Genomic DNA, 26,572 nt, shown 5'->3' with positions numbered 1-26,572 from the left:
GCCAGGGCCTGCCGCAGCCCCTTGCCGCCCGCCGCCGCGGCGAGCGCACCACCGGCCTCGCACCAGCCGAAGGAGTACGCCGCCATCTCACCCACCCACGGGTGCAGCCGCCCGACCGCCTCGGCGAGCGCGGGGCGCACCAACACCCGGCTGCGAGCGAGGAGTTGAACGGCCCGCTCGGCATCGGCCGCGGCCGAGGCGGGCGGATACAGCGCGGAGGTCGTCACCGTCATCGCCGAACCTCCGTGCCTGCGAGGGCCGTTGCAGGGGTGCCGGCGTCTGCGGCTGCGAGGGTTGAGGCCGTGCTGCCGGCAGTCGGCGTGGCGGCCGGGGTCTCCGTGTCCACCGCTGTCGGCCGGCCGGAGTTGGCGCTCGCGCCGGGCCCGGTACGGGGGCCCGCGTCCGGCACCGTGGCCGTCTGGACGTTCGCATCCGCATCCGCCACGATGCCGAACTCCGCCTGTGCGCGAGCCACCATCTGCCGGGCGTGCCGCAGGCCGGTGCGTTCCAACACCTGTGCCAGGTCGGCTAGTTCGGCGGCCGTGTCGTCCAGATCGTGGCCCAGGTGGGCGAGGGACTTGGCGAGGCCGAGCCGGGAGAGCGCCTCCCCGCGGGGCTCGCTCATCGCGCGGAACTCCGCCAGCGCCTGGGTGTAGACGTCCCGGGCCTCCGCGTAACGCCCGGCCCGGTAAAGGACGTTGCCGCGCATCTTGTGGTTGTACGCCAGCGCGCTCGACAGGTTCATCTCCCGGCAGGTCACCTCGGCCTCGGCGAGCAGGTCGAGCGCGCGCTCGGCATCCCCGTCGCGGACGGACACGATGTCGGCCAGGCCGCGCAGCGCCCACGCGTGACCGCGCCGGTCGTCGGCCCGCCCGGCGATCTCCGCGGCCTCCTCGAACATCGCGTACGCCGTGTCGTACGAGCCGGTGTTGCGGTGTATCTGCGCGATGCCCTCCAGGGCCCACACGGTGTGCCGCGCCTCGCCGCGCTTGCGTGCCTCGGCCAGGAGCTGCTCGTGCAGGGCGCCGACCGCCTCGTAGTCGCCCTGGATCCGGCCCGTCTCCGCCATCCCGGCGAGTGAGTAGCCGCGTACGACGATGTCGCCGCCGCGCTCGCCGAACTCGGCCGCGAGCCCCAGCAGCCGCCAGGCGAGCGGGAACGCGCCGCGCTGGCGGGCCAGTGTGCCGCCGCTCCACAGGGCCCATGCCATCGCGGCGGTGTCCCCGGCCTCCCGGGCCGCGCGGTAACTCGCCTTCCACGCGCGGTCGGCGTCGTCGACCTGCCCGAGCCGACGGTGCGCCTCCGCGACCGCGAGACCGGAGCGCGCCACCTCTCCCGGCGCTCCGGCGCGTTCGGCGGCACGCAACTGCTCGGTGCCCGCGGCCAGTACGTCGACCAGGGAGGAGTTCACGGACAGGGTGGTGAGCGCACCTTGGTACTCGGGTGCGAATGCCTTGCCGTACATGCGTGCCTTTCGGTCTGCCGATGCTCGGACGGGGCGGCGGCGGACCTGACTTCGCATGCGTATACACGCTATGTATACGCGATGTGTATAGTGCCCTGTTCTCCACCCTGGGTCGTGTCCTGGGTCGACGGGTCACCGGCGCCGCCGCGCCACCTCGTTGTCGATCAAGACGTCGGTGTCGGCGGCGGGGTTGCCTCTGCGGCGTAGATCACAGTCGGGGTGGGGGAGCGGCCGTGGTGCGTCCGGGTCCACGGGCGGATTGTCGTGGTCGGCTCGGAGCGAGCGGTTTCTTGGGAGCGATTCGACCGATTGATCCGAAGTGTGTTCTCCCGGTGTCGGCGGGGCGATTCCTGAAACGTCCTGCGGTTGCGGAGAGGTAAAGCTCTGCTGGCGGTTCGGGGTGAGGGCGGGTAAAAGGGAAATCCCCGTGAATGAGCCGGAGCGGCGTCCCGTGATGGAGTCAGATGTGTGGGGATTTGTTTCTCGACATCGCGCCACGTGCGGATCTTGAGAGTGTGACCGACGGGGACTTCTGGCGCTGGCATGTGAATTTTACAGAGTGGCCTTGCGCTGCCGTCCGTGTTTCGCAGGGGTGAATCATGACGCTGCTTTTGGCGGACTTGCGGCGCTGTCGTCCGACTAGCGTAGTGACTGATTGCAATTGGCCGGGTTTTCGGTTCTTGAGGCCGGACGGAGCCTGGCCGAATCGATTCCACGGCGTAGCGGCAGGTCGACGCGATGTTGACCGGCGGGTAAGTCTGGCGCTAGCTTCCAACGGGTTGGTTTTCGCGTGGGAGTTTCCCCCGACGCCGGGTGAACGGTGTTTGTCCGCGTGGGCCAATTCGTCGTCTCCAGGCACCCCCCACCGTGCAGTCTCACCGATTTTTTCGGAGAATCATGACGTCTGCTGTGCGCGCCGAGGACATGATCATTGGAATCACCCCGTTCGGTGAGCCGGAAGCCAGGCTTGCCGCCGCCGTCAGTCGTGCGGGCGGCCTCGGGGTACTTGACCTGGGAGTCGGCGACCGAAGAGCCAGAGAAGCGCTGGCATCCCTGAGGCGCTGGGCACCGGGACCGTTCGGAGTGCGGGTCGGAGCGCACTGCCGGATCGCTCCCGGAGAACTCGGTCCCGGGAAACTCGAACCCGAAGAATTCGCGCCTGGAAAGAAGAGCGGAAAGCCGGGAAAGCGAGACGACGGTGGTCTCCATACCGTCGTCCTCGGCATGGATTCGCCATGGCAGATCGACGAGGTCACCGCGACGTACCGGGTCCTGGTGGAGGTCACGGACCTGGAGCAGGCTCTGGCGGCGGTCCGCGCCGGAGCGCACGGCCTGATCGCCCGCGGCGGCGAGAGCGGCGGCCGGACCGGGGAGCTCAGCACCTTCGTCCTGCTCCAGCACCTGCTCGCCGAGCCCGGCGTGGACCTTCCCGTCTGGGCCTGCGGCGGCATCGGCCCCCGTACGGCAGCGGCGGCGGTGGCCGGTGGGGCGGCCGGAGTGGTCCTGGACAGCCAGTTGGCGCTGCTTGCCGAGGCGAGGCTTCCGGAGCCGGCGGCCGCGGCACTGCGGTCCATGGACGGCTCCGAGACAGTCGTGGTGGGCGGGCACCGGGTGCTGCACCGCCGGGGCCCGGAGGCCCCGCGCGTCCCGGCCGACGATCCAGTGCTCGTGTCGGGGATGCTCGGTGCCCAGGACCCGCGTACCCAGCTCCTGCCGGTCGGTCAGGACGGCTTCCTCGCTGCCCGCTTCGCCGAGCGCTGGGGCGACGCGGGCCGGACGGTCCGCGCCCTGACCGACTCCGTACGGGACGCCGTACGCGACGACGGGCCGGCCGGGGCGCTGCGTCCCGGGTCCCCGATGAGCCGGGCGCTCGGCACGCGCGTGCCCGTCGCCCAGGGGCCGATGACCCGGGTCAGTGACCAGGCACGGTTCGCCGCCGCCGTCGCCGGGGACGGGGCCCTGCCGTTCATCGCGCTGGCCCTGGCGAGCGGCGAGCAGACGCGAACGGTCCTGGAGGAGACCCGCACCGCCGTGGCCGGCCGGCCCTGGGGCGTCGGCGTGCTCGGCTTCGCACCCGAGGAGACCAGAAACGCCCAACTCGAAGCCGTGCGCGACCTGCGGCCCACGCACGCGATCATCGCGGGCGGACGACCGTCCCAGGCCGAGGCGCTGGAGCGGGCCGGGATCAGCACCTTCCTGCACGTGCCCTCGCCGGGCCTGCTCCGCCAGTTCCTCGACGCCGGAGCCCGCCGATTCGTCTTCGAGGGCTCCGAATGCGGCGGCCACGTCGGACCGCGCGCGAGTTTCCCCCTGTGGGAGGCCCAACTCGCCGTACTGGAAGACTTCTTGGACGGCACGGATGCCCAAACGGCCGAGAGCGTCGAGGTGTTCTTCGCGGGCGGCGTCCATGACGAGCGCTCGTCGGCGATGATCGCTGCGCTCGCCGCTCCACTGACAGCGCGCGGGGCCGCCGTCGGCGTCCTCATGGGAACCGCCTATCTGTTCACCGACGAAGCGGTGGAGTGCGGGGCGGTCCGGCCGCTCTTCCAGCGGCAGGTCATGGCCGCCACCCGCACCGCGCTGCTGGAGACCGCACCCGGCCACGCCACCCGCTGTGTGCCCAGCCCGTTCAGCGAGAACTACCGGGAGTCCGAGGCGGAGCTGCGCGAGCGAGGCGTGCCCGAGCGGCGGATCTGGGAGGAACTGGAACGGCTCAACGTCGGGCGGCTGCGGATCGCCAGCAAGGGGATCGAGCGGGACGCCACCGGTGAGCTGGCGGCCGTGGCCGAGGAACGCCAGCTCTCCGAGGGCATGTTCATGGCCGGGGAAGTGGCCGTCCTGCGCTCGGCGACCACCACGATCAACGCACTGCACGGCTCGGTCACCACCGGCGCGGCAGGGTTCCTCGCCGCCCGCGCGGCTCTCCTCCGGGAACGCCTCGGGATGGACACGGCCGAGGAGCCCGCGGCGCCCGAGCCGCTGGACGTGGCCGTGGTCGGCATGGCCTGCATGTTCCCGGGCGCCCCCGACCTCGCCGCCTACTGGGCGAACATCCTCGGCGGTCACGACGGCGTCGGCGAGGTCCCCGCCGACCGCTGGGATCCCGCCGTGCACTACTCGGAGGACGCGGACGGCGTGACCCCGTCCAAGTGGGGTGGCTTCCTGCCGCGGATCCCCTTCGACCCGCTGCGCTACGGCATCCCGCCGACCTCCCTCGGCAGCATCGAGCCCGTACAGCTGCTGGCGCTCGAAGCCGCGCGACGGGCACTGGAGGACGCCGGGTACGGGGAGCGCGGCCGGGGCTTCGACCGGTCACGGACCTCCGTGGTCTTCGGCGCCGAAGCGGGCAGCGACCTCTCCAACGCCGCCACCCTGCGTGCCGTACTGCCCTCCTACTACGGGGAGGTTCCCGGAGGCCTGGACGGGCAACTGCCCAAGCTCACCGAGGACTCCTTCCCCGGCATGCTGGCCAACGTCATCTCGGGGCGGATCGCCAACCGGCTGGACCTGGGCGGCGCCAACTACACCGTCGACGCGGCGTGCGCGTCGTCCCTCGCCGCCGTCGACGTGGCGTGCAAGGAACTCGTCGGCGGTACGAGTGACGTCGTGCTGTGCGGAGGCGCCGACCTGCACAACGGCATCAACGACTACGTCCTCTTCTCCTCCGTGCACGCGCTCTCCCCGACCGGCCGGTCGCGGGCCTTCGACAGCTCGGCGGACGGGATCGCCCTGGGCGAGGGCATCGCCTGTGTCGTGCTCAAGCGGCTCTCGGACGCCGAACGGGACGGCGACCGGATCTACGGCGTGATCAAGGGAGTCGGCAGTTCCAGCGACGGCCGCTCGCTCGGACTCACGGCACCCCGCCCCGAGGGACAGCGCGCCGCGCTGGAGAGGGCCTACCGCAACGCGGGCATCTCACCCGCCGACATCGGCCTGGTCGAGGCCCACGGCACCGGGACCGTGGTCGGGGACCGTACCGAACTGGCCATCCTCAGCGAGGTGTTCACCGAGGCCGGGGCCAAGACCGGTGCCTGCGCGCTCGGTTCGGTCAAGTCGCAGATCGGGCACACCAAGTGCGCCGCCGGTCTCGCGGGCCTGATCAAGACCGTGCTGTCCCTCTACACGGGAGTCAAGCCGCCCACCCTGCACATGAAGCGGCCGAACCCGGCGTGGCAGGAGGAGAGCAGCCCGTTCGCCTTCCACACACGGGCTCGGCCCTGGGCGGCCCCGGCCGGGGAACGCGTCGCCGGACTCAGCGCGTTCGGCTTCGGCGGGACCAACTTCCATGTGGTGCTCAGCGCCCACACGGCCGCCGAACCGCCCGTCCACGGCCTCGACAACTGGCCCGCCGAACTGTTCACCTTCCGCGGTACGGATCCTGCGGCGGCCCGGCGAGCCATCGAGGACGTACTCAAGGCCGCCGAGACCGACGGCCGCCCGTGGCGCCTGCGCGACCTCGCGCTGAGCGCGTCCCGCCGTGCCGACGCCCGCCACGAACCGGTCCAGGTGGCCGTCGTCGCCACGGACGTCGACGGGCTGACCGGCCGGCTGCGCCGGGCCCTGGCGGGTGAGCACGATCCGGCCGGAGGCATCCACCTCGCGGAGGCCGGACGAGCGCTGGCCGGCGGGAGCGAGCAGGCGCGGGTGGACGCTACGCGGGTGGACGTGGCGCAGGCGGACGCGGGGCAGGGGGACGCGGCGCAGGCCGATGTGGGACAGGCGCCGTCCGGTCCGCGTCGGCCGGCGTCGGCCGACGGCAAGGTCGCGTTCCTCTTCCCGGGCCAGGGCAGTCAGCGGCCCGGGATGCTCGCGGACGTGTTCATCGCCTTCCCCGAGCTCCAGCACTACCTGCACCTCGGCCGCGACCACGCCGACGCGCTGTACCCGCCCGCAGCCTTCGACGAGGCCGGCCGTGACCGCCGGCGGGCCGGGATCACCGACACGCGGGTCGCCCAGCCCGCGCTGGGCATCGCCGGACTCGCCGCCCACGCACTGCTCACCGCGGCCGGGGTGCGACCGGACATGGCCGCCGGGCACAGCTACGGCGAACTGGTCGCCCTCTGCGCCGCGGGTGTGATCGCACCGGAGGCGCTGCTTGAGCTGAGCGCCGAGCGGGCGGCGGCGATCCTCTCGGCCGTCGGCGAGGATCCGGGAACCATGGCGGCGATCGCGGCCGGTGCCGAAGACGTCGAACGGGCCCTGCGCGAGACGGGCGCCCCCGCGACGGTCGTCGTCGCCAACCACAACTCGCCCCGGCAGACGGTGATTTCCGGACCGACGGAGGCGATGGCCACCGCCGTGCGACTGCTGCGCGCGGCGGGACACCGCGCCGAAGGCATCCCCGTCGCCTGCGCCTTCCACAGCCCGGTGGTGGCCGCAGGCGGAGAACGGTTCGCCGAGGCACTCGCGAGCCGGACCGTGCGTCCCCCTGAGTTCCCGGTGTGGTCCAACCGCACAGCGGCCCCGTACGGCGACGACGCCGACGGGATCCGCGCGGAACTCGCCGCCCAGATCGGCGCCCCGGTCGGATTCGTCGCGCAGGTCGAGGCCATGTACGAGGCGGGGGCGAGGATCTCCGTCGAGGCCGGCCCCGGGTCCATACTCACCCGGCTGGTCACGCAGATCCTCGGCGACCGCCCGCACCGCACCGTGGCGTGCGAGCCGCTCCACGGCAGCGGGCTGCGTGGCTGGCTCGACGCGCTGGCCCAACTGGCCGTGGCGGGGCTGCCGGTCCGCACCGGATGGCTGTTCCAGGGGCGCGACGCCGTCGACGCGACCCGGACCCCGGAGCCCAAACGGCCCGGCTGGACGGTCGACGGCCAGCTGGTCCGTACGGCCGCCGGAGACCTCCTCCCCGGTGCCCTCGCACCGGCCCGACGCGTAGTGGAGACGACAGTGACGACGAGCCACGCGAACCACGGAGACGGCGTCCCGGCCGACAGGGACGCGCTGATCGTCGAGTACCTGCGCACCAGCCGGGAGATGGTGGCCGCACAGCGCGACGTGCTGCTGACCTACTTCGGCGCCACGGCGGGGGAGTGGACTCCCGCACCCGTCGCGCCTGCCGCGGTCGGCATGCATCAGCAGGCCGTACCGGCCGCTGAGCTTCCCATGGCCCAACTGCCGGTTCCGCGACCGGAGGAGGCCGCATCAGCGCTCGCCACCGCCCAGACGCCCGGCACCCAGGCGGTCAAGGCAACGGTCACGGAAGCGGACGTCCTGGCCGTCGTGCTGGAGATCATCAGCGAGCGCACCGGCTATCCCGTGGACATGATCGAGCCCGATCTCGACCTGGAGGCCGACCTCAGCATCGACTCCATCAAGCGGGCCGAGATCGCCGGTGAACTGGCCAAGCGCCTGGGCGCCGGGGGCGGCGTGGACATCGCAGGGCTGGACGACGCGGAACTGGAAGACCTGGCGAAGGCCCGTACGGCCGCGTCGGTGACGGGCTGGCTGGCTGCGCGCCTCGTGGGGCCCACCGAACAGTCCGGCAGTACGAATCCGAGTGAGTCTTCGAGTTCGCCTCCGCGTACGGCAGGGCAGCCGGAGGGAGCACGCGACGGCACGGCGGTCGGGCAGGCCGAGACGCCGGAGCTGGTAGAAGTCACCGGCGAGGCGCCGAAGAGGTTCCAGCTCCGGCCCGTCCTGCTGGAGCAGCAGGACGGCGACGGCTCGGCGGACCCGTCCGCCGTGCTGGCCGGGAAGCGGTTCGTCCTTCTCGGCGACGAGAGCGAGGACGTGTCCCAGGAGGTGCGCTCCCGGCTGACGGGGCACGGAGCCGACGCAGTGGTCCTCGGCCCGGAGCATCTGCTCACCGAGGCGGACGGCCGGGTGGACGGGGTGCTGTACCTCGACTCCCTCGCCGATTCCTCGTCGCCGGTGCTGCCCCACGCGTTCCCCGTGTTCCAGGCCGCCCTGAGCCGGGGCCCCCGCTGGCTGCTCGCCGCCCGGCCCGCCGACGGGGACTCCCCGGGCCTCCGGTCGGCAGGGCTGCACGGTCTGTTCCGTACGGTCGCGCGCGAGCACCTGGCGACCGTCGCGCGGGTCGTCGACCTCGAAGACACCACGTCGGCCGCCGTCGCCGACGCGCTGGTCGCCGAACTGCTCGCGCCCGGCCCGGCCCCGGTCGTTCTGCGAACGGCCGCCGGTCGCCACGGACTTGACCTCGTGGAGACGCCGCTGGGCGCCCTCGGCACCACCGGAGCCGGACCGGCGGGTGACGGAGCCGCCGAGGCCGCGGCCATCGGCCTCGACCGGGACTCCGTGGGGCTGCTGGTCGGCGGGGCCCGCGGCATCACCGCGACCTTCGCCGCCGCGCTCGCCGCGGCGTCCCGGTGCCGTATCGAACTGCTCGGCAGGACTCCGGCGCCGACCGGACCCGAGGATCCGGCCATCGCCGCGGCCGCGGACCGCGCCGCGCTGCGTACGGCAATCGCCGCCCGCGCGGGCGGCGGAGTGACGCCCGCCGAGATCAACCGCGAAGCCGAACTCGTCCTGGCTCAACGGGAGATCACCGCCACTCTGACGGAACTCACGGCCCTCGGCAGCACGGCCCGCTACCACTGTGTGGACTTCCGGGAGCCGGACGCCGCGCTCCAGGCGGTGAAGGAGATCCACGCCGAGCACGGCCGGCTCGACGGTGTCGTCTACGCGGCCGGAGTGATCGAGGACCGGCTGATCGCCGACAAGACCGCCGAGTCCTTCCAACGCGTGTACGAGACGAAGACGAGCGGCGCGGAGACGCTGCTGACAGCGCTGGAGGAGTTCCCGAACGGGCCCGCGTTCGCCGTCCTGTTCGGCAGCATCTCGGCCGTCCTCGGCAACCGCGGCCAGGTCGACTACGCGGCCGCCAACGACGCCCTCCAGAGCCTCGGCGCCGACTGGGCCGCCCGCACCGGTCACCGTGCCCTGACCGTGCACTGGGGACCGTGGGCGCCCACCGGCGGTCACACCGGAATGGTGACCCCGGAACTCGGGCGCGAGTACGCCAGGCGCGGGATCAAGCTGATCGACCCCGAGGAGGGCACCGCGGCGCTGTTGCGTGAACTCGCCTGGGGCGACGAGTCGGCCGGGGCCGTCGTCTACACGTCGTCGGGCTGGTGACATGACCGACCTGAGGGATCAGGAGGAACTCGGGGCTCGGGAAGATCTGAGGAGACGTCAACTTCCTTCTCCCACAGCCATCGTGGGGATGGCGGTGCTGCTGCCCGGCGCCGCCGACCTCGACGCGTACTGGCGGAATCTGCTGGCGGGCACGGACGCCATCACCGACGTACCCGACGGGCGGTGGGACGCCGACTACTACCGGCCCGATTCCGCGACCGGGCCGGCCGTCGCCGACCAGGTGTACTGCCGACGCGGCGGCTTCGTCGACGGGCTTGCCGACGTGGAGGTCACCCGGTTCGGGATCATGCCGAACTCGGTGCCCGGCACCGAACCCGACCAGCTCATCGCGCTGAACGTGGCCGCCGCCGCCCTCGCCGACGCGGGCGGTGAGGACCGGCTGCCCGACCGGCACCGCATCGGCGTCGTCCTGGGCCGGGGCGGCTACCTCACGCCCGGCCTGGTCCGGCTCGACCAGCGGGTCCGCACCGCCGGTCAACTCGTCCGTACGCTGGGCGAGTTGCTGCCCGACCTGGACGCCGGTCAACTCGACCGGGTCCGGGAGGCGTTCACCGAGCGGCTCGGGCCCGACAGCCCCGAGTCGGCCATCGGTCTGGTGCCCAACCTCGCGGCCTCGCGCGTCGCCAACCGCCTCGACCTGCGTGGCCCCGCCTACACCGTGGACGCCGCCTGCGCGTCGTCGCTGGTCGCCGTCGACCAGGCGGTGAGCGAACTCGCCTCCGGGCGCTGCGACTTGATGCTCGCCGGGGGAGTGCACCACTGCCACGACATCACACTCTGGAGCGTCTTCTCCCAACTCCGCGCGCTCTCCGCGAGCCAGCGGATCCGCCCCTTCCATCGCGACGCCGACGGCATCCTGATCGGCGAGGGCACCGGCGTGGTGGCGCTCAAGCGACTGGCTGACGCCGAACGCGACGGCGACCGGATCTACGCGGTGATCCGCGGCACCGGCGTGGCCAGCGACGGCCGCGCCGCCGGTCTCGTCAACCCCGACCCCGGCGGCCAGACCCATGCCGTACGCCAGGCCTGGCAAGCGGCGGGCCTCGATCCCGCCCAGCCGGGATCCATCGGCCTCCTGGAGGCCCACGGCACCGCGACCCCGGCCGGCGACGCGGCCGAACTCGCCACCCTGGCCGAGGTGTTCGGTCCTGCTGCGGAGCGTGACCCCGCAGTGATCGGGTCGGTGAAGTCGATGATCGGCCACACCATGCCCGCCGCCGGAGTGGCCGGCCTGGTGAAGGCAGCCCTCGCCGTCCACCACGGGATGCTCCTGCCGACACTCCACTGCGACGACCCGCACCCCGCCCTCGCGGCCACCCGTTTCCGTCCGCTGGAGACGGCGACGCCCTGGGAGACCAGCCCCGAGCGGCCGGTGCGCCGGGCGGCCGTCAACGCGTTCGGCTTCGGCGGGATCAACGCCCATGTCGTGCTTGAACAGGCGCCTGACGCACGGGCCACCCGAACGCCTGGTGTACGGGTCTCCCGGCACACGGCGATCGCTTCCCCGCCCTCGCCCCCGTCGCCGAACCCGTCCCCTTCCCGGACCGTCGACGCCACAGTCACAGGTACAGCCGCCACTTCCGTCGCCCAGTCGGAGCAGGTGCTCCTCCTCGCCGCCGACAGCCCCGAGCGCCTCGCCGCTCTGCTGGAGGCCGATGACCACACCCTGCTCGCGGCCGGTCTCGACACCGGCACCGGCCGGCCGCATCCGGACGCGGGCCGGGCCCGGCTCGGCATCGTCGCCCCCACCGCCAAGCGGCTCGCCCTGGCACGCCGGGCGGTCGCCAAGGGACGCGCCTGGCACGGCCGCAGCGACGTCTGGTTCACGCCGAGCCCCCTGCTCGGCGGCGAGGACGAGAGCAGGAGCGGCAAGCTGGCCTTCCTCTTCCCGGGACTCGAAGGCGACTTCGAGCCCCAAGTCGACGACCTAGCCGCCCACTTCGGCCTACCCGGCGTCCTGGGGCCCACCCCGAACGCCGAGAAGGCCCGGGTCTCGGACGTGGGCCGACACGGATTCGGTGTCGTCGGCGTCGGCCGGCTGCTCGACGGCGCACTGCGCCGCATGGGCGTCGTCCCGGACGCGGTGGCCGGGCACAGCGTCGGCGAGTGGACGGCGATGGTGGCCGCCGGAATGTACGCCGGGGACGAGGTGAGCGACTTCATGGCGTCGTTCGACCCCGACGCGCTGACCGTCCCCGGTCTGTCCTTCGCCGCTCTCGGCGCCCCCGCCGGGCGCGTCCTGGAAGCCCTCGACGACGGGTGGACGGACGCCGGAATCGTCCTCTCCCACGACAACGCGCCGAACCAGTCGATGGTGTGCGGACCCCACGACGCGGTGGAGGAGTTCGTACGCTCCTTCCGCGCCCGGGGCGTGCTCAGCCAGGTGCTGCCCTTCCGGTCCGGCTTCCACACACCGATGCTTAAGCCCTACCTCGCGCCCATCGAGGTAGCGGCGAACCGTTTCCGGCTGCATCCGCCGACCGTGCCGCTGTGGTCGGGAACGACCGCGGCGCCGTTCCCCGCAGACGAGGCCGCCGTACGCGACCTGTTCGTCAGACACCTTCTGGAGCCGGTCCGCTTCCAGCAGTTGGTCGAGGCCATGTATGCGGCGGGCCATCGCGCCTTCGTCCAGGTCGGCACCGGGCAGCTCGGCTCACTCGTCGGAGACACGCTGAGCGGGCGCGATCACTTGGTCGTGGCGGCCAACTCGCCCCACCGCAGCGGCCTCGCCCAGCTCCGCCGCGTGGCGACGGCACTGTGGACCGCGGGCGCGGCGGTCACTCCCGCGCTGCCGCCGTCCGTACGTTCCACCGGCCTCTCCGCCCGCGCGGCGGGTGCCGTTGTCCCGAAACGCCCTGCGCGGGTGGACCGGCCGACCGTCCGCCTCGACCTCGGCGGGGCGCTCATCTCGCTCGACGGCCCGGCTCTCACACAGCTGCGCTCCGAGCTGCGTGGCACTCCGGCCCCGAGCGATGCCGCCCCCACGGCGGCCGCCGCGGCCCCGTCCCCACTGGACGCGCTCGCCGCGCGCATGCCGGTCGCCGCCGAACTGAGCGCGCTGTTGCGGGACACGGCTGACACGGCCGCCGCACTGATCACGGCAGGAAGCCGCCACTCCGGCCCTCCCACAGCCTCTCCTCCTGCCCGCACCACGGTGCCTTCTCCGGTCCGTGCCCCGGCCCGGGCAGCCGCTCCCACCTCAGCCCCCACGCCCTCTACCGCCGGGCCACCCGCTGCCGGGCAACCCGGACAGGAATGGCGCACCGTCGTCCCCGTATCCCCGGAAGCGATGCCGTACCTCCTGGACCACTGCTTCTTCCCGCAGCGGCCCGGCTGGCCCGACGTGGCCGATCGCTGGCCGGTCGTCCCCGCGACCACGATCGTGCACCACATCATGGAGGTGGCAGAGCGCGCGGCCCCCGGTATGCGGGCGGTCGCCGTGCACGGGGCCCGCTTCGACCAGTGGCTCACCGCCACACCGGCCGTCGAGGTACCGGTCACCGCCGTCCCCGACGGCCCCGGCCGCCTCGCGGTCTCCTTCGGCCCCCGGGCCCGTGCGGTGGTCGAGCTCGCGGCCCGCCATCCGGTGACGCGCCCGACCCCGTGGCGTACGGACCCGGCCTCCGAACGCGCCCCCGACCACACCGCGGCCCAGCTCTACGACGAGCGCTGGATGTTCCACGGACCAGCCTTCCAAGGGGTCACCGAACTCACCGCGATCGGCGACAGTCACGTACGAGGCGTGATCACCACGCCGCCCGCCCCCGGAGCCCTGCTCGACAACGTGGGCCAGCTCCTCGGCTACTGGATCATGGCGACCCGTACGGAACGGACCGTCGTGTTCCCCGTCCAGATGCGGCACATGCGGTTCAACGGGCCGCACCCGCGCCCCGGGACCGACGTGGACTGCCTGGTGAGGATCATCTCCCTCACCGACACCGTGCTCGAAGCCGACGTCCAACTGGTCGTCGCGGGCGAGGTATGGGCCGAGCTCACGGGCTGGCAGGACCGCCGGTTCGACAACGACCCGCAGACCAGGCCCGTAGAGCGGTTCCCCGAGCGCAACACCCTCTCCCAGGCGCGTACCGGCGGCTGGTCCCTGCTCCACGAGCGCTGGCCCGACCTCGCCTCGCGTGACCTGATCATGCGCAACTCCCTCAGCGGCGCGGAGCGTTCGGAGTACGAGCGGCACGCTCCCCGGGGCCGCAGACAGTGGCTGCTCGGCCGGATCGTCGCCAAGGACGCCGTACGGCAGTGGCTGTGGGACCACGGCGAGGGACCGGTCTTCCCGGCCGAGATCCGGGTGCGCAACGACGACTCGGGCCGCCCGTACGTCACGGGACTGCACGGTCGGACCCTGCCCTCGCTGGACGTCTCGCTGGCCCATCGCGCGGAGGCCGGGGTCGCGATCGTACGGCCGCACAGGCCCGAGCCGGGGCCGGGCATCGACATCGAAGAGGTCGTCGAGCGGGACGCGGGGACCCTCGCCGTCGCCCTCGGCGAGGACGAGTCGAGGCTGCTGGGCGCCCGATGTGCCGCCACCGGCGAATCGGAGGCGCTGTGGTTCACCCGGTTCTGGGCGGCCAAGGAAGCGGTCGCCAAGGCGGAGGGCACCGGCTTCCGGGGACGCCCCCGGGACTTCACCGTGCTCGAAGCGACGGGCGGGAACGCCGAGGGCGCCGGGGTCCGGCTGGTGGTCTCGGGGCGCCTCGAACGCGCGTACACCGTGCACTGCGAGCGGACCGGCAACCCGCCGGGACTGCCGGACAGGGACTACGTCGTGGCCTGGACGACCGGACCGACGGACCAAGACTCGACGGACCAAGAGGAGAGCGATCGATGAACCCGAGTCAGCCGACCGGTGCGACCGACGGCGAACCCGTGCGCGCGGACGAGGAGTCGGTCCTCGCCGACCTCACCGGCATGCTCGCGATCCTCCTGGACGAGTACGGCCTCGACGACGTCGAGGTGCGCATGGAGACCACGTTCAACCGCGATCTGGAACTGGAGAGCATCGACCTCGTGACCTTGGCGGGCCTGCTGGGGGAGCGGTACGGGGAACGGGTCAACTTCGCCGAGTTCCTGGCCGGTATGGAGTTCGACGAGATCATCGAACTCACCGTCGGCAGGCTCGTCGAGCATGTTGTGAAGAGCCTCGAAGCGGCGGAGGTGGGCTGAGCCATGGCGATGGTCGACACCGGCGATGTCCGGCTGCACGTTCAGCGGATGACGCCCAAGGCAGGGCGTCCCGTCACCGCGACCGCGGTTCTCGTCCACGGTCTGCTGACCGACAGCCTGGCCAGCTACTACTTCACGCTGGCACCGGTGTTCGCGGTGTCCGGCATCGACGTGATCATGTACGACCTGCGCGGCCACGGCCGCAGCGAGCGTCCGGAGAGCGGCTACCGCCTCGACGACCATCTCGACGACCTGGAGGAGCTGCTCGACCGGCTGCAGGTGACGGGACCGGTCCAACTGGTCGGCAACTCCTTCGGCGGATCCGTCGCCTTCGGCTACGCCGCCCGCCATCCGGAGCGGGCGGCCGGCGTCTCCCTGATCGAATCGGAACCGGCGACCGCGGGTTGGGCGGCGACCATGGACGGGGTGCTGCGGCAGGTGCTGACCGAACTGGCGCACAACGAGGCCGCCGCGCTGGCCTGGATCACCGCCAACCACAGCCAGAACACCGCCCGCCTGGCGAAGGGCGCGGCCCGCCTGGCCCGCGAGACCACCCTCGCCCGGGACATTCCGTTGAGTCAGGTGCTGACGGAGGATCAGATCCGGTCCGTACGATGCCCGGTACTCGCCCTCTACGGTGGCGAGTCGGCCCTCGTCGAGCGGGCACCGTGGCTGGAGTCGCTGTTGCCCGACTGCCGGACCGTCGTGGTGCCGGGGCATGAACACTCCGTGCTCGTCGAGGCGCCGGGGACGGTCGGCGGCCACATTCTGGCCATGATCGACGAGGGGACGGGCAAGCGGGGCGTGGCGGAGCGGGGCGTTGTGGATCGAGGCGTGGCCGCGCGGGGCGTGGCCGAACTCGCGAGGGTCGAGGGCCGGTGAGCGGGTTCCTGTTCGTCGTGCCGCCGCTGGTCGGCCACATCAACCCGACGGTGGGCGTGGCGGCGGAACTGGCCGCGAGGGGACACCGGGTGGCCTGGGCTTCCGCCGATCCCGGGCTCGTCCGCCGGCTCGCGGGGGACGAGGCAGTGGTGTTCCAGTGCGCGGGACCGGTCCTGACAGGGGAGGACGGAGTGCGGCCGACGGACCTTCGGGGCCCGGAGGCGCTGAAGTTCCTGTGGGAACGGTTCCTGGTGCCGCTTGCCGAAGCGATGGCCCCCGGAGTGCGGGCGGCCATCGGGGAGTTCGGCCCCGATGCGGTCGTCGCCGATCAACAGGCCTTCGCCGGAGGACTGGTCGCCGAGCGGCTGCGCGTGCCGTGGGCCACCTCGTCCACCACGTCTGCCGAGTTCACCTTCGCCGGCGCGCTGGCGGGCATGCCCAAGGTCGCGGACTGGCTCGACACGCTGCTTCACGAGCTGCGAGGCCGTATCGGTGATCCGTCGGGCACGGCCGATCCACGGTTCTCCCCGCACCTGGTGCTCGCGTTCAGCACGCCGGAGCTGGTCGGGTCCGGGGTCGGATCCGGGGTTGAGGCTGGGGCGGGCGACCGGATCCGCTGGGTCGGTCCCTCGATGGCGACCCGGCCGGACTCCGCCGACTTCCCCTGGACCTGGCTCGACCCCGCCCGTCCCACGGTGCTCGTGACCCTCGGCACCGCCAACACCGATGTCGGGGCCCGCTTCCTCGCCGAGTGCCGCGACGCCCTGCGCAGCCGGGCGGACCGGGTGCAGACGGTGATCGTCGATCCCGCGAACGTACTGGGCGCGCACGCGGACCTGGACGACCTGAATGACAAGGACGTACTGATCCGCTCCTCGGTCCCTCAACTCCCGCTCCTCGAAAGGGTCGACGCGGTCGTCTGCCACGCGGGGCACAACACCGTGTGCGAGGCGCTGTGGCACGGCGTCCCCCTCGTGGTGGCCCCCATCCGCGACGACCAGCCCGTTGTGGCGGGGCAGGTCGTCGACGCGGGAGCGGGCATCCGGGTCAGGTTCGGCCGGGTCACCGCGCCCAAGCTCGGCGCGGCGATCGACGCCGTACTCCACGAACCCGGCTACCGCACCGCCGCCGAGCGGATCCGCACCGCCTTCCGTGCCGCGGGTGGTGCCGGCGCGGCAGCCACTCACCTCGAAGAACTGGCCATCGGCGCGCCCGCCAAGGAGGCCCCATGAACGACCAACAGCACGAACCACAACAGGCCGACGCCGAGCCGGCACCCAGTCGCACCGAACAGGTCGCCGCGCTGCGCCCCGTCTACCAGGCCGAACTGGCGCGCGGCCTGGACCGCTTCTTCGAGCCCCGGCGCTCCGACTGCCCCTGGTGCGGTTCGGGGCGGCTGAAAACGCGGCTGCGCACCACCGACCTGCTCCAGCACAAGCCGGGCCGCTTCGTCCTCGACCGTTGCCAGGACTGCCGGCACACCTTCCAGAACCCCCGACTGAGCGCCGAGGGGCTGGAGTTCTACTACCGCGACTTCTACGACGGTCTGGGGGAGAAGCAGCTCGGCAACACCTTCGGGGGCCGGACCGCGATGTACCGGCAGCGCGCGGAATCCCTGCTGCCGTTCGCCGCGACGCCCAAGAACTGGCTGGACGTCGGCACCGGCCACGGCCACTTCTGCGAGTCGGCGCGGACCGTCCACCCCGGCACGACCTTCGACGGGCTCGACTTCACCGACGGCGCCGAACTCGCCGAGCGCGCAGGACGGGTGGAGCGGGGCTACCGCGGCAGCTTTCCCGACCTGGCCCCGGAATTCGCCGGCCACTACGACGTGGTGAGCATGTTCCACTACCTGGAGCACAGCACGGAGCCCGGCCGCGAACTGGAGGCCGCGCACCGGGCGATACGCCCCGGCGGCCATCTGCTCATCGAGGTCCCCGACCCCGACAGCCGCTACGCCCGCCTCCTCGGCCGCTGGTGGCTGCCCTGGCTCCAGCCGCAGCACCTGCACCTCGTCCCGGTCGAGAACCTGCGGCGCAGACTGACCGACCTAGGCTTCACGGTCGTGGCGGAACAGCACGCCGAACCGCACGACCCGGTCGACCTCCTGGCCGGTACGTGGCTGGCCATCGACGCGGCCGCGCCACGCGAGGACCTGCCGTGGCTGCCGAACCCGCCGAACCGCCGACAGCGGACGCTGCGTACCACGATGGCGATCGCCGGCGTGCCCTTCCTGATCCTGGGCACCCTGCTGGACCGGTTCGTGGTCAAACGCCTGTCGCACCGGCTGGGTCTGTCCAACGCCTACCGGCTCCTGGCGCGCCGCGACTGAGCGACTGACCTGACTGAGCGGGTAGTACCGGCGTGCTTGGTGCCTGCGCGGCACGGCCGTCCTCAACGGCCGTCCAGGATCCCCCGTGCGAACGCCGCCTGGCCCACGTGCTGCAGGTCGTCCGAGAGGACGCTGACGAGCCGGGCGCCCAGGGTGACGGGCGGGGACCAGTTCGCGTCGACGATCCGGTCCAGGTCGTCGGCGCGCAGGTCGCGCAGGGCGGCCAGCGTCTGCTCGTGGACGGCGTCGTGGTAGCCGAGCAGCAGGTCACCCGAGTCGACCTGGACCTTGGCGACCTGCCGCGGGCTGTGGCCGTAGCCCGTGTCCCGGCCGGGCAGGCCCAGGGCGAAGCGGCCCGGCCAGTCCTGCGACAGCCAGACCTGTTTCAGGCCGAAGGCGTCGGCGACGTGGTCGTCCTGGACACGGGTGAGATGCCAGACCAGCCAGCTGATCGAGTTGGTCCGGTCGTCGATGCGGGTGTTGAGGTCGCCGGGGGAGAGGCCGTCGACGGCGGCATGGACCTCTTCCCGGATGCGGCCGTACGCGTCGACGAGAATGTCCTTGGCGTGCATGGGCTCCTCCACGCTCTCCGCGGGTTCCTGTCCCTGCCCAGTGTCCCCCGCGGACCCGCCGCGCGCGTCGCGCCGGTGGGAGAGCCGGTCAGTGCCAGCCGGTGTACGGCTCCTCGCAGAGCTTGAACACCGGTTCGCGGCGGACCGGGTCCAACGCCGTGGTGAGCTGGACACGGTCGCCGGTACGGATCGCTATGAGCGGTCCCGAGACCCGGCCCCGGACGGTGAAACCCTCCGCCATCTCGACGAGCGACACATTGCGCGCGCCCGGCGTGTTGCGATGGACGACGGTGGCGTGGCGGATGACTCCCAGGCCCGCGCTGCGCTCCGTGCGCAGGTCACTGCCCTGGCAGACCGGGCAGAGCAGCCGGTGGAACATGGCGGTCCCGCACCAGCGACAACGCTGGTAGAGGAGCCCTTCCTCGGCGGCCGGGCCGCTGGTCGTCGTCTCCGGGTCGAGTACGCCCGTCGTGGTCCCGCTTCCTCGGTGGAACACGATGTCATCTCCCTGCGCCGGGCCGGAATCTGAGAAAGTGCGCGGAGCGCCGTGCACGACGTCAGAATATGGCACGCAGTGTCACGCGTAAAGGCACTCAGTACCCTCAATCATTCGGGATCTCGGCCAAGAGCCGTCTCGACCTCCTGGACGACCCGCCACATCGGCGCGCCGCGCCTGGAGATGACAACGACCACGTCGTCCGCCGCCGCTTCCCTCGTCGGCTCGCCGGCCGGCCGCTGTGCCCGTCCGACGGGGCCGGGGTCCGTACCGAAGACCCGCTGGACATGGGCGAGCGCGTGGTCCACCTCCGCGGTCGCGTCGCTCTGGCCGTCCGAACGCAGCCAGGACCGCAGCCCGTTGTTGTGCGCGGCGACCACGGCCGCGGCGATCACGTCGGCCCGCAGCGTCCCGTCCCGACGACCGGCGAAGCGCCCGCGCAGATACTCGGCGAGCGCGCGCTCGTACCGCCAGACCACCGACAGTTCGTACGTCCGCAGTCCCGGCACCTTCTTGGTCAGGCGGTAGCGCTGGACGGAGAACGTGGGGTTCTCGGCGTACATGCGCAGCACGACGCGAGCGGCGTCGCAGACCCGGGCCACCGGGTCGTCCGCGTCCCCGCCCCCACCACTGCCCTCGCTGAGGAAGTCGTTCATCTCGGCCAGGCAGCGCTCGTGGTCCGGGAAGACCACGTCCTCCTTGGACGGGAAGTACCGGAAGAAGGACCGCCGTCCGACCCCCGCTAGAGCCACGATCTCGTCGACGGTGGTCTGCTCGTACCCCCGCTCCAGGAACAGCTGGAACGCCGCCGCGACGAGGGAGTCCCGCATCGGCGGCTTCGGAGGTGTCACGTCGGCCGCCTGGTCAGGGCGGGGTGCCTCGCTCATGGTGGGGAACCTAGCACCGGACGAGGCACGGATGGCACTCGGTGTGCTCCGGCCGGGGAACTGAGTGCCATGCCGGTCGGGCCGGGTGCGTACCGGTCCGAGGCGCCGAGTACTGTCCGGGCCTGTGCCCGGCCGTGAGGCCGGAGCGAACGCTGGTGCGGGTGTGACGGGGGTCGGAACGGTGCGGCGCTGGATCAAGGTGTCGGTGGCGGCTGCGGTGGTGCTGGGCATCGGCGGGTACGCGGCCGAGCCGTACGCACGGGACTGGATGCCGACCGGCAGCGCGTGCGGCGGGGCACTGCCCCGGGACGTCGTGGACCGGCTCACCCCGGACGACGCGCACCTTACTTCGCTCTCAGCGCCTCCGACGAAATCCCGGGCGTCGACAAGGCCGCCGAGCAGCGCATGTTCAAGCAGTTCGCGCAGGACCAGGTGGACCGCCGCGACTGTTCCGGGCTCCGGTTCCGCTTCTGACCGCTTGTAGCTCGTTGTCGGGCCAGTCCTGCGGGGTCGACTCGAAGCGCATGTCGGTCGAGGGGAGGAAGCCGGGGTCGCCCCGCGAGCCGGTCAGCCGCTCCAGGAGTACGCGAAGTGGGCGCGCTCGGCGTCGTAGAGGATCGCGAACGCCTCGGGGTCCTTGGCGAGTTCGGCGACGAGGTACTCGATGTTCGCGTCGGCGTCCGCGTAGCTGTCGCTGTGCTCGAAGACCACGTGCGCCGCACCCGCCGCCAGGAAGCGCCCGTACCGGGAGTAGCCGTCCCGGTCGAGCTGGGCCTCCTCGGCGGGCACCGCCGGGCGGTTCGCGTCGTCGTCGCTGATCGAGTCGTCGCGCCCAGAGTCCTCCACGTACTCGGCCGGCATCCGCGCCACGCCCGGGGCTAGACCATCGGGGATCTCCGCGCGATGAAGGACCGCGGCCACCGCGTACGCGCCGCGTGCCTGCGCCAGGGTGTGCGGTGTACCTGAACTCTTCGCGCGGGTGCCCGCGTTCACGATCTCGCCGAGTACGCGGGCACCGTCGTCGCACACCTTCTCGTGTGCCAGAAGCTTCCTGGCCGAGCCCAGCCGTTCGAGGTCCTCGCCGGGATCCAGTGCCCTCGTGGCGGCCGTCGCGTCGTCGGCGAGCGCCCGCTTCGAGGCGGGCAGCCGCAACAGGGCCTGTCGTGCCCGGAGTCGGCGAGCGCGAGCGGAAGGGAGACCCCGGCGGCGAGAACGACCACCGCTCCTCCGGCGACGGCCCAGCGACGCTTCCGCGGTTGCCCCCGCAACGAGAGGCGCCTCGTCAACGCTCCGAATCGGCCCCGAGGTTCGACGGACGTCTCCTCGTCGACCCCGTCAACGCCACTGTCGCTCCCGCTTCCCCCATCACGCATCCCGGCAGACCAGCGAGCGTCCGCAGTCGCGAAGGCGCCGGGTCCGCGGGTGACCGGCTCAGTGGCCGTGCCGCGTGCTGTGGCTCTCCACCAGGGCCTGCGAGACGACGCGGACACCCCGGGCGATGTGGTTCAACTGCGTGAGCTCGGCCGCGTACAGCTTGATCGTGTTCTCGATGACGGACTCCGGCATCCCCAGGGCGGGCAGCTCGGCCCGGGCGCTGTGCAGCGCGGTGCGCACGACCCGGATCTCCTGCTGGAGCTGGATCTGCGCGTGGCGGGCGAGCAGCACCGGCTGACGGATCAGCAGCGGATAGCTGGCGTAGCGGGAGGGCACCAGGTCGCGCAGCCACTTGGCAGCCGACCGTTCCCAGTCCCGGTTGCCGGGCGTCTTGACCTGACACGGCCAATCCGTGCTGATGGGGGAGTACGTCAGGGACATGGACATCGCTTCCGAGGTGGCCGGCGGGTGGTGAGGGTGGTTCTTGGCGGCCCCGGCCTAGGGGATGGACCGGGGCCGCCACGGGCGTGCGCGAGCGGTGCCCGTTCAATGCACCCGGGGCCGATACGAGAAGGGAGCGTCGTTCCCGGGCCGACCAGGACCCCACCGGATCCCGATCAGCGAGAAGTATTCATATATACCGTCCGGTACGCAAGGGTATGAAAAAATTCATGTGGAGGTACGGCTGAATCACGCCTTGCGGACACCGGTCACCACATGCCGGAGAGGTCAGTCCTTGACGAAGAACGCGTGCTCGTCCGCGACCTGTTCGTAGTCCTCCAGGCGGGCCTGCGTACGCTCGGGATCGGCGTCGGTCATGGCCTGGAGCAGGGCCGCGGACAGCACGACGGGCGCCGCGTACGAGTCGAAGACGAGGCGGGAACCGGTGCCGGTGGCGAAGACGACGTCGGCCTCGTCGGCCAGCGGCCCGAGCCCCAGGTCGGTGACCAGGGCGACGCTCAGCCCGGCCCGCCGGGCGACCCGCATGGCCGTCAGCGTCTCGTGGGCGTGCCGGGGCATGGTGAAGGCCAGCACCCAGGTGCCGCCCGCCTCGCGCGACTGGAGCAGGGCGTCGTACGCGACGCTGCCGCCCCGCGTGACCAGCCGCACGTCCGGGTGGATACGACGGGCGGCGTACGCGAAGTATTCGGCCAGTGAGCCGGAGATCCGCAGCCCGAGGATGGTGAGCGGAGTCGACTGCGACAGCGCGCGGCCGGTCTCGATGACCTGCTCCGGGTCCGCGAAGTCGCGGCGCAGGTTCTCCAGGTTGTCGATCTCGGCGTCGACGGCCGCCTGCAGCTCGTTCGGCCGGGCCGCCTCCGCCTCCTCGGCGGCCTCCGGCGTGCTGGCCAGTTTGCTGAGCGCGATCGACTGGAGGCGCTCGCGGAGCGCGGGATAGCCGCTGAAGCCCACCGCCGTCGCGAAGCGGGTCACCGAGGGCTGGCTCACGCCCACCCGCTCGGCGAGGTCCGTGATCGACAGGAACGCGGCTTCGGTGATGTGCTCGATCAGGTACTGGGCGATGCGGCGCTGCCCGGGAGAGAGCCGGGGGCCGTCGAAAAGTGCCCGCAGCCGTGTGGTGGGAGCGGCCTCCGCCTCCGGGACCGGTTTCCCCGAACTGATCGCAGACGCCTGCGCGCGGGCCTGCTGCGGCGATGGCACCGATGCGCCTCCTTCGTGTCCCACTCAGGTTCAACATAGCTCACAGGAAGGAGGGTCCGGCGGACAGTTGCGCGTGGTCAGAGGGCCACCGTCCGGACGGTTTTCCGGGGTGTGCCGCGCGGTACTCGCCACGGTCCACTGTTACGCAGGGTCGAGCCCCGACCTCCAGGGGCGCGAGGCGGTGACGTTGTGCGGCTCCGCCCAGTGGGCGCAGTCAGCCACGACGCACCCGCACCGGATCACCCACCGTCCCGGAGCTACCCCGACCCCTGGCATGATCGAGCCCATGGGTGAACGCGTAATCGCCGCATGCGACGGTGCATCGAAGGGCAATCCGGGTCCCGCCGGCTGGGCCTGGGTCATCGGCGACGGGACCGGCACAACTCCTACCGAGTGGGAGGCGGGACCGCTCGGCACGGCGACCAACAACGTCGCCGAACTGACCGCGCTGGAGCGGCTGTTGACCTTCGTGGCCCCGGATGTGCCCCTGGAGATCCGGATGGACTCCCAGTATGCAATGAAGGCCGTCACGACCTGGCTCCCGGGCTGGAAGCGCAAGGGCTGGAAGACGGCGGCGGGCAAGCCGGTGGCCAACCAGGAACTCGTCGTACGGATCGACGAACTGCTCGACGGCCGCTCGGTCGAGTTCCGGTACGTGCCCGCGCACCAGGTCGACGGCGACCCGCTCAACGACTTCGCGGACCGGGCGGCGAGCCAGGCGGCCGTCGTCCAGGAACCGGCGGGCAGCGAGCACGGCTCTCCGGAGCCGCCGAAGTCGCCCGCGGCCAAGAAGACGGCCAAGAGCGCGGGGCCGCCGCGCAAGCGTGCCTCGTCCTCCGCCGCCTCGTCGTCCTCGTCGTCCTCGCGCACGCTCAAGGCCAAGTTCCCCGGCCGCTGCCGCTGCGGCCGCTCGTACACCGCGGGCGAGACCATCGCGAAGAACTCCGACGGCTGGGGCCACCCGGAGTGCCGTACCGAGGCCTAGGACCCGGCCCCTGACCGGCGGTTTTCCCGCCCGGATGCGAAATCCGCCACCTGCGGTGACCCTGGAGGTGTGGGGGTGAACTGATCAGGAGGATGACTCATGTCCGTAATGGACAAGATCAAGGGCATGCTGAAGGGCCACCCGGACCAGGCCAACAAGGGTGTCGACAAGGCCGGAGACTTCGTCGACGGCAAGACCCAGAACAAGTACAGCGGTCAGGTCGACGGCGCCCAGGACAGGCTCAAGGACCAGTTCGGTTCGAACCCGGACCAGGACCGGCCGCCGCAGTCCTGACACCGTCACACCGCGATCGCGCACCGGCGGCGAGGGCCTGCCTCGCCGCCGCCGCGGGCCGGTCCCCCTCGTGGGGGCCGGCCCCGTGGTGTTCGTCCCGCCAAGTGGTCAGTGCCCGCGGGCACTTGACGGCGAGCAGGTGACCGTCGGGCCGGCGAGCATGCCTCCGGTATAGAGGCTCTGGCCCCGGGGCATCCAGTACCCCAGCTTGGACACGACCGTCGTGCAGGCGTCCGCGAGCCGGGCCCGGACGACGACCGTGGAGGGCCTGCCCGGCTGGAGGTCGGTGAGGGCGCAGTCCAGGGCGTACATGCTGCGGGCGCCCGACGGATAGCGGCCGACGAGCGGATTGACGCAGCGCGGGTCGGCCGTCGTCAGCTCCACCCCCGAGGTCTCCTCGCCGATGAGCCCGAAGCGGGCGCTTCCGTCCCCCTCGTCGCTGTCGCGGGAGACGGTGTACGTCAGCGTCGTGGTCGTGTTCGGCCGCAAAGCGTGCTGGTCGGCCTCGATGCGATGGGTGGCGACGGGCTTCGGGTCGGTGAGGGTCAGGGTGGCGCGGACCGTGCCGCGCAGGTCGACGCCGGCGGGCGACGAACGGACGTGCACGGTGCCGCTGACCTCGTACGTGCCCGGGCCGGGGTTCTCCCTGCCGCCCGGAAGCGGGCCGGTGGCGACGGTCCTGCCGTCGCGCCGCAGGGTCCAGGTGCCGGACGTCCGGCAGGTGTACCGGACGGAGGAGCCGGCCCGCCCGCAGGTGGCCGGTGCCGACAGGGACGTACCGGCACCCCCGCCGGTGGCGCACAGGCTGACGGAGGCACGTTGCCCGCCCTCGCCCTTCAGGGTGCCCGCGGCGGCGCAGAGCATGGCCGGCGGGGGCGGGTCGGGTGCCAGGGTCGGGTGTGCGGCTCCCGACGGCCGGCCCACGGCGGTCCAGCCCGCTGCGGCCAGAACCGCCGCCGCGGTCAGCACCAGGGTCGTCCTGCGAGGCGTGGGGTGGGGCGGCATCGACTCCTCCTCCGGCTCCGGGGCGCCAACGGCCGGACGTACATCGGTCGCGTGCGCCCAGATGTGGTCGCATGCGGTCGAATGTGGTCGCACGCGTCGAGGAGAGGATGCGGGAGGCGCCGACGGCCGGGCCGTTCCCACGCCGGGCGGGACGGGTCAGGGCCGGTACGCGTCGCCCGGATGGGCCAGGTCGTAGGGGCGCAGGTACGGAGTGGGACGGTACGCGGTGTAGCGGGCCGGAGTCGTCGGATCGGCCTGTGCCGCCCGTGAGTTGAGGGAGTCGGCGCCCGTGTCGCCCCATCGGCCCGTGTCGACCCGGTGTTCCAGCGTGTCCAGGGCGGCGACCTGTTCGGCGGGGCTGAACGTGCAGTGACCGGCGTTGCCGACGTACGCCTGGCGCAGCAGCGGGCGCGAACCGGCGGCCGTGGCGGCGCGCAGGTAGGCGCTCTCGGTCTGCACGGGGACGAGGGCGTCGCCGGTGGTGTGGATGCTGAGCTGAGGTTTCGTCAGCCGGCCGGTGAAGGTGCTGGTCCGGCTCATCCAGTCGACCGCGTTCTTGTCGGCCTTGACGCGCGGGGCGGTGTTGAGTGCCCTGAGGTCGGCCTTCAGGGAGCGCCCGGCCGCCTTGTAGAGGCCCTTGACCTCCTTGTACGCCGAGGACGTGCGCAACAGCTTCGCGTAGTCGACGCCCGTGTTCCAGGACGAGTTGCCGCCCGCCAGCACCTCCGTGTCCTGACGCCAGCTGAACGCCGCGGTCGCGAGCAGGCCCTGGACGGCCGTGTACTGGTTGGCCTGCTGGGCGTTCCAGTCGTCGGGAGCGGGGCGGGGCTGGGAGGGGTCGTTCCAGCCGGGGATGTTGTGCAGGGCCGCCGCGAGGGCGATCCGGGCACGGCCGTCCGCGGAGGTCTGGGCCTGCGTGACGACGCCGGCCAGGCCGGCGGCGGCGGTCGTGGCGGCCGCCTGGTCCTGGAAGCCGGCCAGCGGAATCGAGGCGTCGGGTGCCAGGAGGGTCTTGAGGGCGAAGACCGGATCGAGCGTGTTGTTCCAGTTGGCGACGCCGCCCTGGACCAGCCCGCAGACGGACAGCGATCCGTCGATCCGGTCGCCGTGGCGCTCGGCGATCCTCGTGGTGACGAACCCCCCGTACGACTGGCCCCAGGCGAGGGTCCGCCGGGCCGTCCCGAACCGCTCGGTGAACGCGTCGAGCGTCGCCAACTGGTCCGGCACCGCGTGCTCCACCGCCCAGCCCGTGGTGGCGTACGAGGAACCGACCAGCGCGTAGCCGGCTTTGAGGAGGAGCGCGCGGGTGGCGGGGT

At 72.2% G+C, this 26,572-nt stretch carries 17 protein-coding genes and 1 pseudogene; 8 read left to right on the top strand and 10 right to left on the bottom strand.

All coding sequences use genetic code 11. The features are described 5' to 3' along the window. Together O3Q52_RS19075 and O3Q52_RS19070 are read right to left on the bottom strand one after the other, a co-directional pair. Nucleotides 1–233 (bottom strand): annotated as a pseudogene (locus O3Q52_RS19075) (polyprenyl synthetase family protein); the annotation flags it as partial. Continuing rightward, nucleotides 230–1,465: a tetratricopeptide repeat protein gene (locus O3Q52_RS19070; protein WP_269649987.1), complete on the bottom strand. Its 1,236-nt coding sequence runs from the start codon at nucleotides 1,463–1,465 to the stop codon at nucleotides 230–232. The pseudogene O3Q52_RS19075 and the gene O3Q52_RS19070, both read right to left, overlap by 4 nt. An 897-nt stretch (nucleotides 1,466–2,362) precedes the next feature. Between O3Q52_RS19070 and O3Q52_RS19065 the strand changes: the two genes are divergently transcribed. The 6 genes from O3Q52_RS19065 to O3Q52_RS19040 are packed head-to-tail and all read left to right on the top strand — an operon-like array spanning nucleotide 2,363 to nucleotide 17,981. Further along, the gene (locus O3Q52_RS19065; protein ID WP_269649986.1) at nucleotides 2,363–9,568 is read left to right on the top strand and encodes a type I polyketide synthase; all 7,206 of its coding nucleotides are present in this window, start codon (nucleotides 2,363–2,365) and stop codon (nucleotides 9,566–9,568) included. A 1-nt stretch (nucleotide 9,569) separates the two neighbouring features. Continuing rightward, nucleotides 9,570–14,432, top strand: a complete 4,863-nt coding sequence (locus tag O3Q52_RS19060) for a type I polyketide synthase (RefSeq protein ID WP_269649985.1) — start codon at nucleotides 9,570–9,572, stop codon at nucleotides 14,430–14,432. Further along, on the top strand, nucleotides 14,429–14,767 hold the full coding sequence (locus tag O3Q52_RS19055; protein WP_269649984.1) for an acyl carrier protein: 339 nt from the start codon (nucleotides 14,429–14,431) through the stop codon (nucleotides 14,765–14,767). Before O3Q52_RS19060 ends, O3Q52_RS19055 begins: the two co-directional genes overlap by 4 nt. Before the next feature lie 3 nt (nucleotides 14,768–14,770). Then, nucleotides 14,771–15,649 carry an alpha/beta fold hydrolase gene (locus O3Q52_RS19050; protein ID WP_269649983.1) on the top strand — a complete coding sequence of 293 codons (879 nt, stop codon included), beginning with the start codon at nucleotides 14,771–14,773 and terminating at the stop codon, nucleotides 15,647–15,649. Beyond that, entirely contained in the window at nucleotides 15,646–16,881 is a 1,236-nt protein-coding gene (locus O3Q52_RS19045) for a glycosyltransferase (RefSeq protein WP_269649982.1), read from the top strand. Before O3Q52_RS19050 ends, O3Q52_RS19045 begins: the two co-directional genes overlap by 4 nt. Next, entirely contained in the window at nucleotides 16,878–17,981 is a 1,104-nt protein-coding gene (locus O3Q52_RS19040) for a class I SAM-dependent methyltransferase (protein ID WP_269649981.1), read from the top strand. Before O3Q52_RS19045 ends, O3Q52_RS19040 begins: the two co-directional genes overlap by 4 nt. A 62-nt stretch (nucleotides 17,982–18,043) precedes the next feature. Here the strand turns inward: O3Q52_RS19040 and O3Q52_RS19035 are convergent, their stop codons facing one another. The 6 genes from O3Q52_RS19035 to O3Q52_RS19010 all read right to left on the bottom strand — a co-directional run bounded on the left by O3Q52_RS19035 (nucleotide 18,044) and on the right by O3Q52_RS19010 (nucleotide 22,972). Beyond that, nucleotides 18,044–18,553 carry a DinB family protein gene (locus O3Q52_RS19035; RefSeq protein ID WP_269649980.1) on the bottom strand — a complete coding sequence of 170 codons (510 nt, stop codon included), beginning with the start codon at nucleotides 18,551–18,553 and terminating at the stop codon, nucleotides 18,044–18,046. Between the two features lie 88 nt (nucleotides 18,554–18,641). Further along, on the bottom strand, nucleotides 18,642–19,049 hold the full coding sequence (locus O3Q52_RS19030; RefSeq protein WP_269649979.1) for a Zn-ribbon domain-containing OB-fold protein: 408 nt from the start codon (nucleotides 19,047–19,049) through the stop codon (nucleotides 18,642–18,644). A 110-nt stretch (nucleotides 19,050–19,159) separates the two neighbouring features. Next, nucleotides 19,160–19,879 (bottom strand): TetR family transcriptional regulator, encoded by a 720-nt coding sequence (locus tag O3Q52_RS19025; RefSeq protein ID WP_269649988.1) that lies wholly within the window; start codon nucleotides 19,877–19,879, stop codon nucleotides 19,160–19,162. A gap of 624 nt (nucleotides 19,880–20,503) precedes the next feature. Beyond that, on the bottom strand, nucleotides 20,504–21,088 hold the full coding sequence (locus tag O3Q52_RS19020) for a hypothetical protein (RefSeq protein WP_269649978.1): 585 nt from the start codon (nucleotides 21,086–21,088) through the stop codon (nucleotides 20,504–20,506). Between the two features lie 279 nt (nucleotides 21,089–21,367). After that, entirely contained in the window at nucleotides 21,368–21,757 is a 390-nt protein-coding gene (locus O3Q52_RS19015; RefSeq protein WP_269649977.1) for a hypothetical protein, read from the bottom strand. A gap of 282 nt (nucleotides 21,758–22,039) precedes the next feature. After that, nucleotides 22,040–22,972 (bottom strand): MurR/RpiR family transcriptional regulator, encoded by a 933-nt coding sequence (locus O3Q52_RS19010; RefSeq protein WP_269649976.1) that lies wholly within the window; start codon nucleotides 22,970–22,972, stop codon nucleotides 22,040–22,042. 274 nt (nucleotides 22,973–23,246) lie between these two features. On the opposite strand from O3Q52_RS19010, the gene O3Q52_RS19005 reads away from it, so the two are divergent. Both O3Q52_RS19005 and O3Q52_RS19000 read left to right on the top strand, forming a co-directional pair. Then, a complete protein-coding gene (locus O3Q52_RS19005) occupies nucleotides 23,247–23,957 on the top strand; it encodes a ribonuclease H (protein ID WP_269649975.1) in 711 nt (236 codons plus the stop codon). Nucleotides 23,958–24,056: 99 nt separating this feature from the next. Continuing rightward, nucleotides 24,057–24,251 carry an antitoxin gene (locus tag O3Q52_RS19000; RefSeq protein WP_269649974.1) on the top strand — a complete coding sequence of 65 codons (195 nt, stop codon included), beginning with the start codon at nucleotides 24,057–24,059 and terminating at the stop codon, nucleotides 24,249–24,251. A 108-nt stretch (nucleotides 24,252–24,359) separates the two neighbouring features. Here the strand turns inward: O3Q52_RS19000 and O3Q52_RS18995 are convergent, their stop codons facing one another. Beyond that, on the bottom strand, nucleotides 24,360–25,256 hold the full coding sequence (locus tag O3Q52_RS18995; protein WP_269649973.1) for a hypothetical protein: 897 nt from the start codon (nucleotides 25,254–25,256) through the stop codon (nucleotides 24,360–24,362). A gap of 156 nt (nucleotides 25,257–25,412) precedes the next feature. Continuing rightward, the coding region (locus tag O3Q52_RS18990; RefSeq protein WP_269649972.1) for a S9 family peptidase at nucleotides 25,413–26,572 on the bottom strand (1,160 nt) is incomplete at its 5' end.

Source organism: Streptomyces sp. ActVer, assembly GCF_027270795.1.
Taxonomy (GTDB): Bacteria; Actinomycetota; Actinomycetes; order Streptomycetales; family Streptomycetaceae; genus Streptomyces; species Streptomyces umbrinus_A.
Note: the sequence above shows the minus strand (reverse complement) of the source record. Positions and strands in the feature narration are given on the sequence as shown.

What these genes read in the sequence shown, in the direction of transcription:
- O3Q52_RS19005 (WP_269649975.1), top strand. Translation starts at nt 23,247, where the DNA reads ATGATCGAGCCCATGGGTGAACGCGTAATCGCCGCATGCGACGGTGCA.
- O3Q52_RS19000 (WP_269649974.1), top strand. Translation starts at nt 24,057, where the DNA reads ATGTCCGTAATGGACAAGATCAAGGGCATGCTGAAGGGCCACCCGGAC.
- O3Q52_RS19060 (WP_269649985.1), top strand. Translation starts at nt 9,570, where the DNA reads ATGACCGACCTGAGGGATCAGGAGGAACTCGGGGCTCGGGAAGATCTG.
- O3Q52_RS19070 (WP_269649987.1), bottom strand. Translation starts at nt 1,465, where the DNA reads ATGTACGGCAAGGCATTCGCACCCGAGTACCAAGGTGCGCTCACCACC.
- O3Q52_RS18995 (WP_269649973.1), bottom strand. Translation starts at nt 25,256, where the DNA reads ATGCCGCCCCACCCCACGCCTCGCAGGACGACCCTGGTGCTGACCGCG.
- O3Q52_RS19035 (WP_269649980.1), bottom strand. Translation starts at nt 18,553, where the DNA reads ATGCACGCCAAGGACATTCTCGTCGACGCGTACGGCCGCATCCGGGAA.
- O3Q52_RS19065 (WP_269649986.1), top strand. Translation starts at nt 2,363, where the DNA reads ATGACGTCTGCTGTGCGCGCCGAGGACATGATCATTGGAATCACCCCG.
- O3Q52_RS19050 (WP_269649983.1), top strand. Translation starts at nt 14,771, where the DNA reads ATGGCGATGGTCGACACCGGCGATGTCCGGCTGCACGTTCAGCGGATG.
- O3Q52_RS19055 (WP_269649984.1), top strand. Translation starts at nt 14,429, where the DNA reads ATGAACCCGAGTCAGCCGACCGGTGCGACCGACGGCGAACCCGTGCGC.
- O3Q52_RS19040 (WP_269649981.1), top strand. Translation starts at nt 16,878, where the DNA reads ATGAACGACCAACAGCACGAACCACAACAGGCCGACGCCGAGCCGGCA.
- O3Q52_RS19025 (WP_269649988.1), bottom strand. Translation starts at nt 19,879, where the DNA reads ATGCGGGACTCCCTCGTCGCGGCGGCGTTCCAGCTGTTCCTGGAGCGG.
- O3Q52_RS19015 (WP_269649977.1), bottom strand. Translation starts at nt 21,757, where the DNA reads ATGTCCATGTCCCTGACGTACTCCCCCATCAGCACGGATTGGCCGTGT.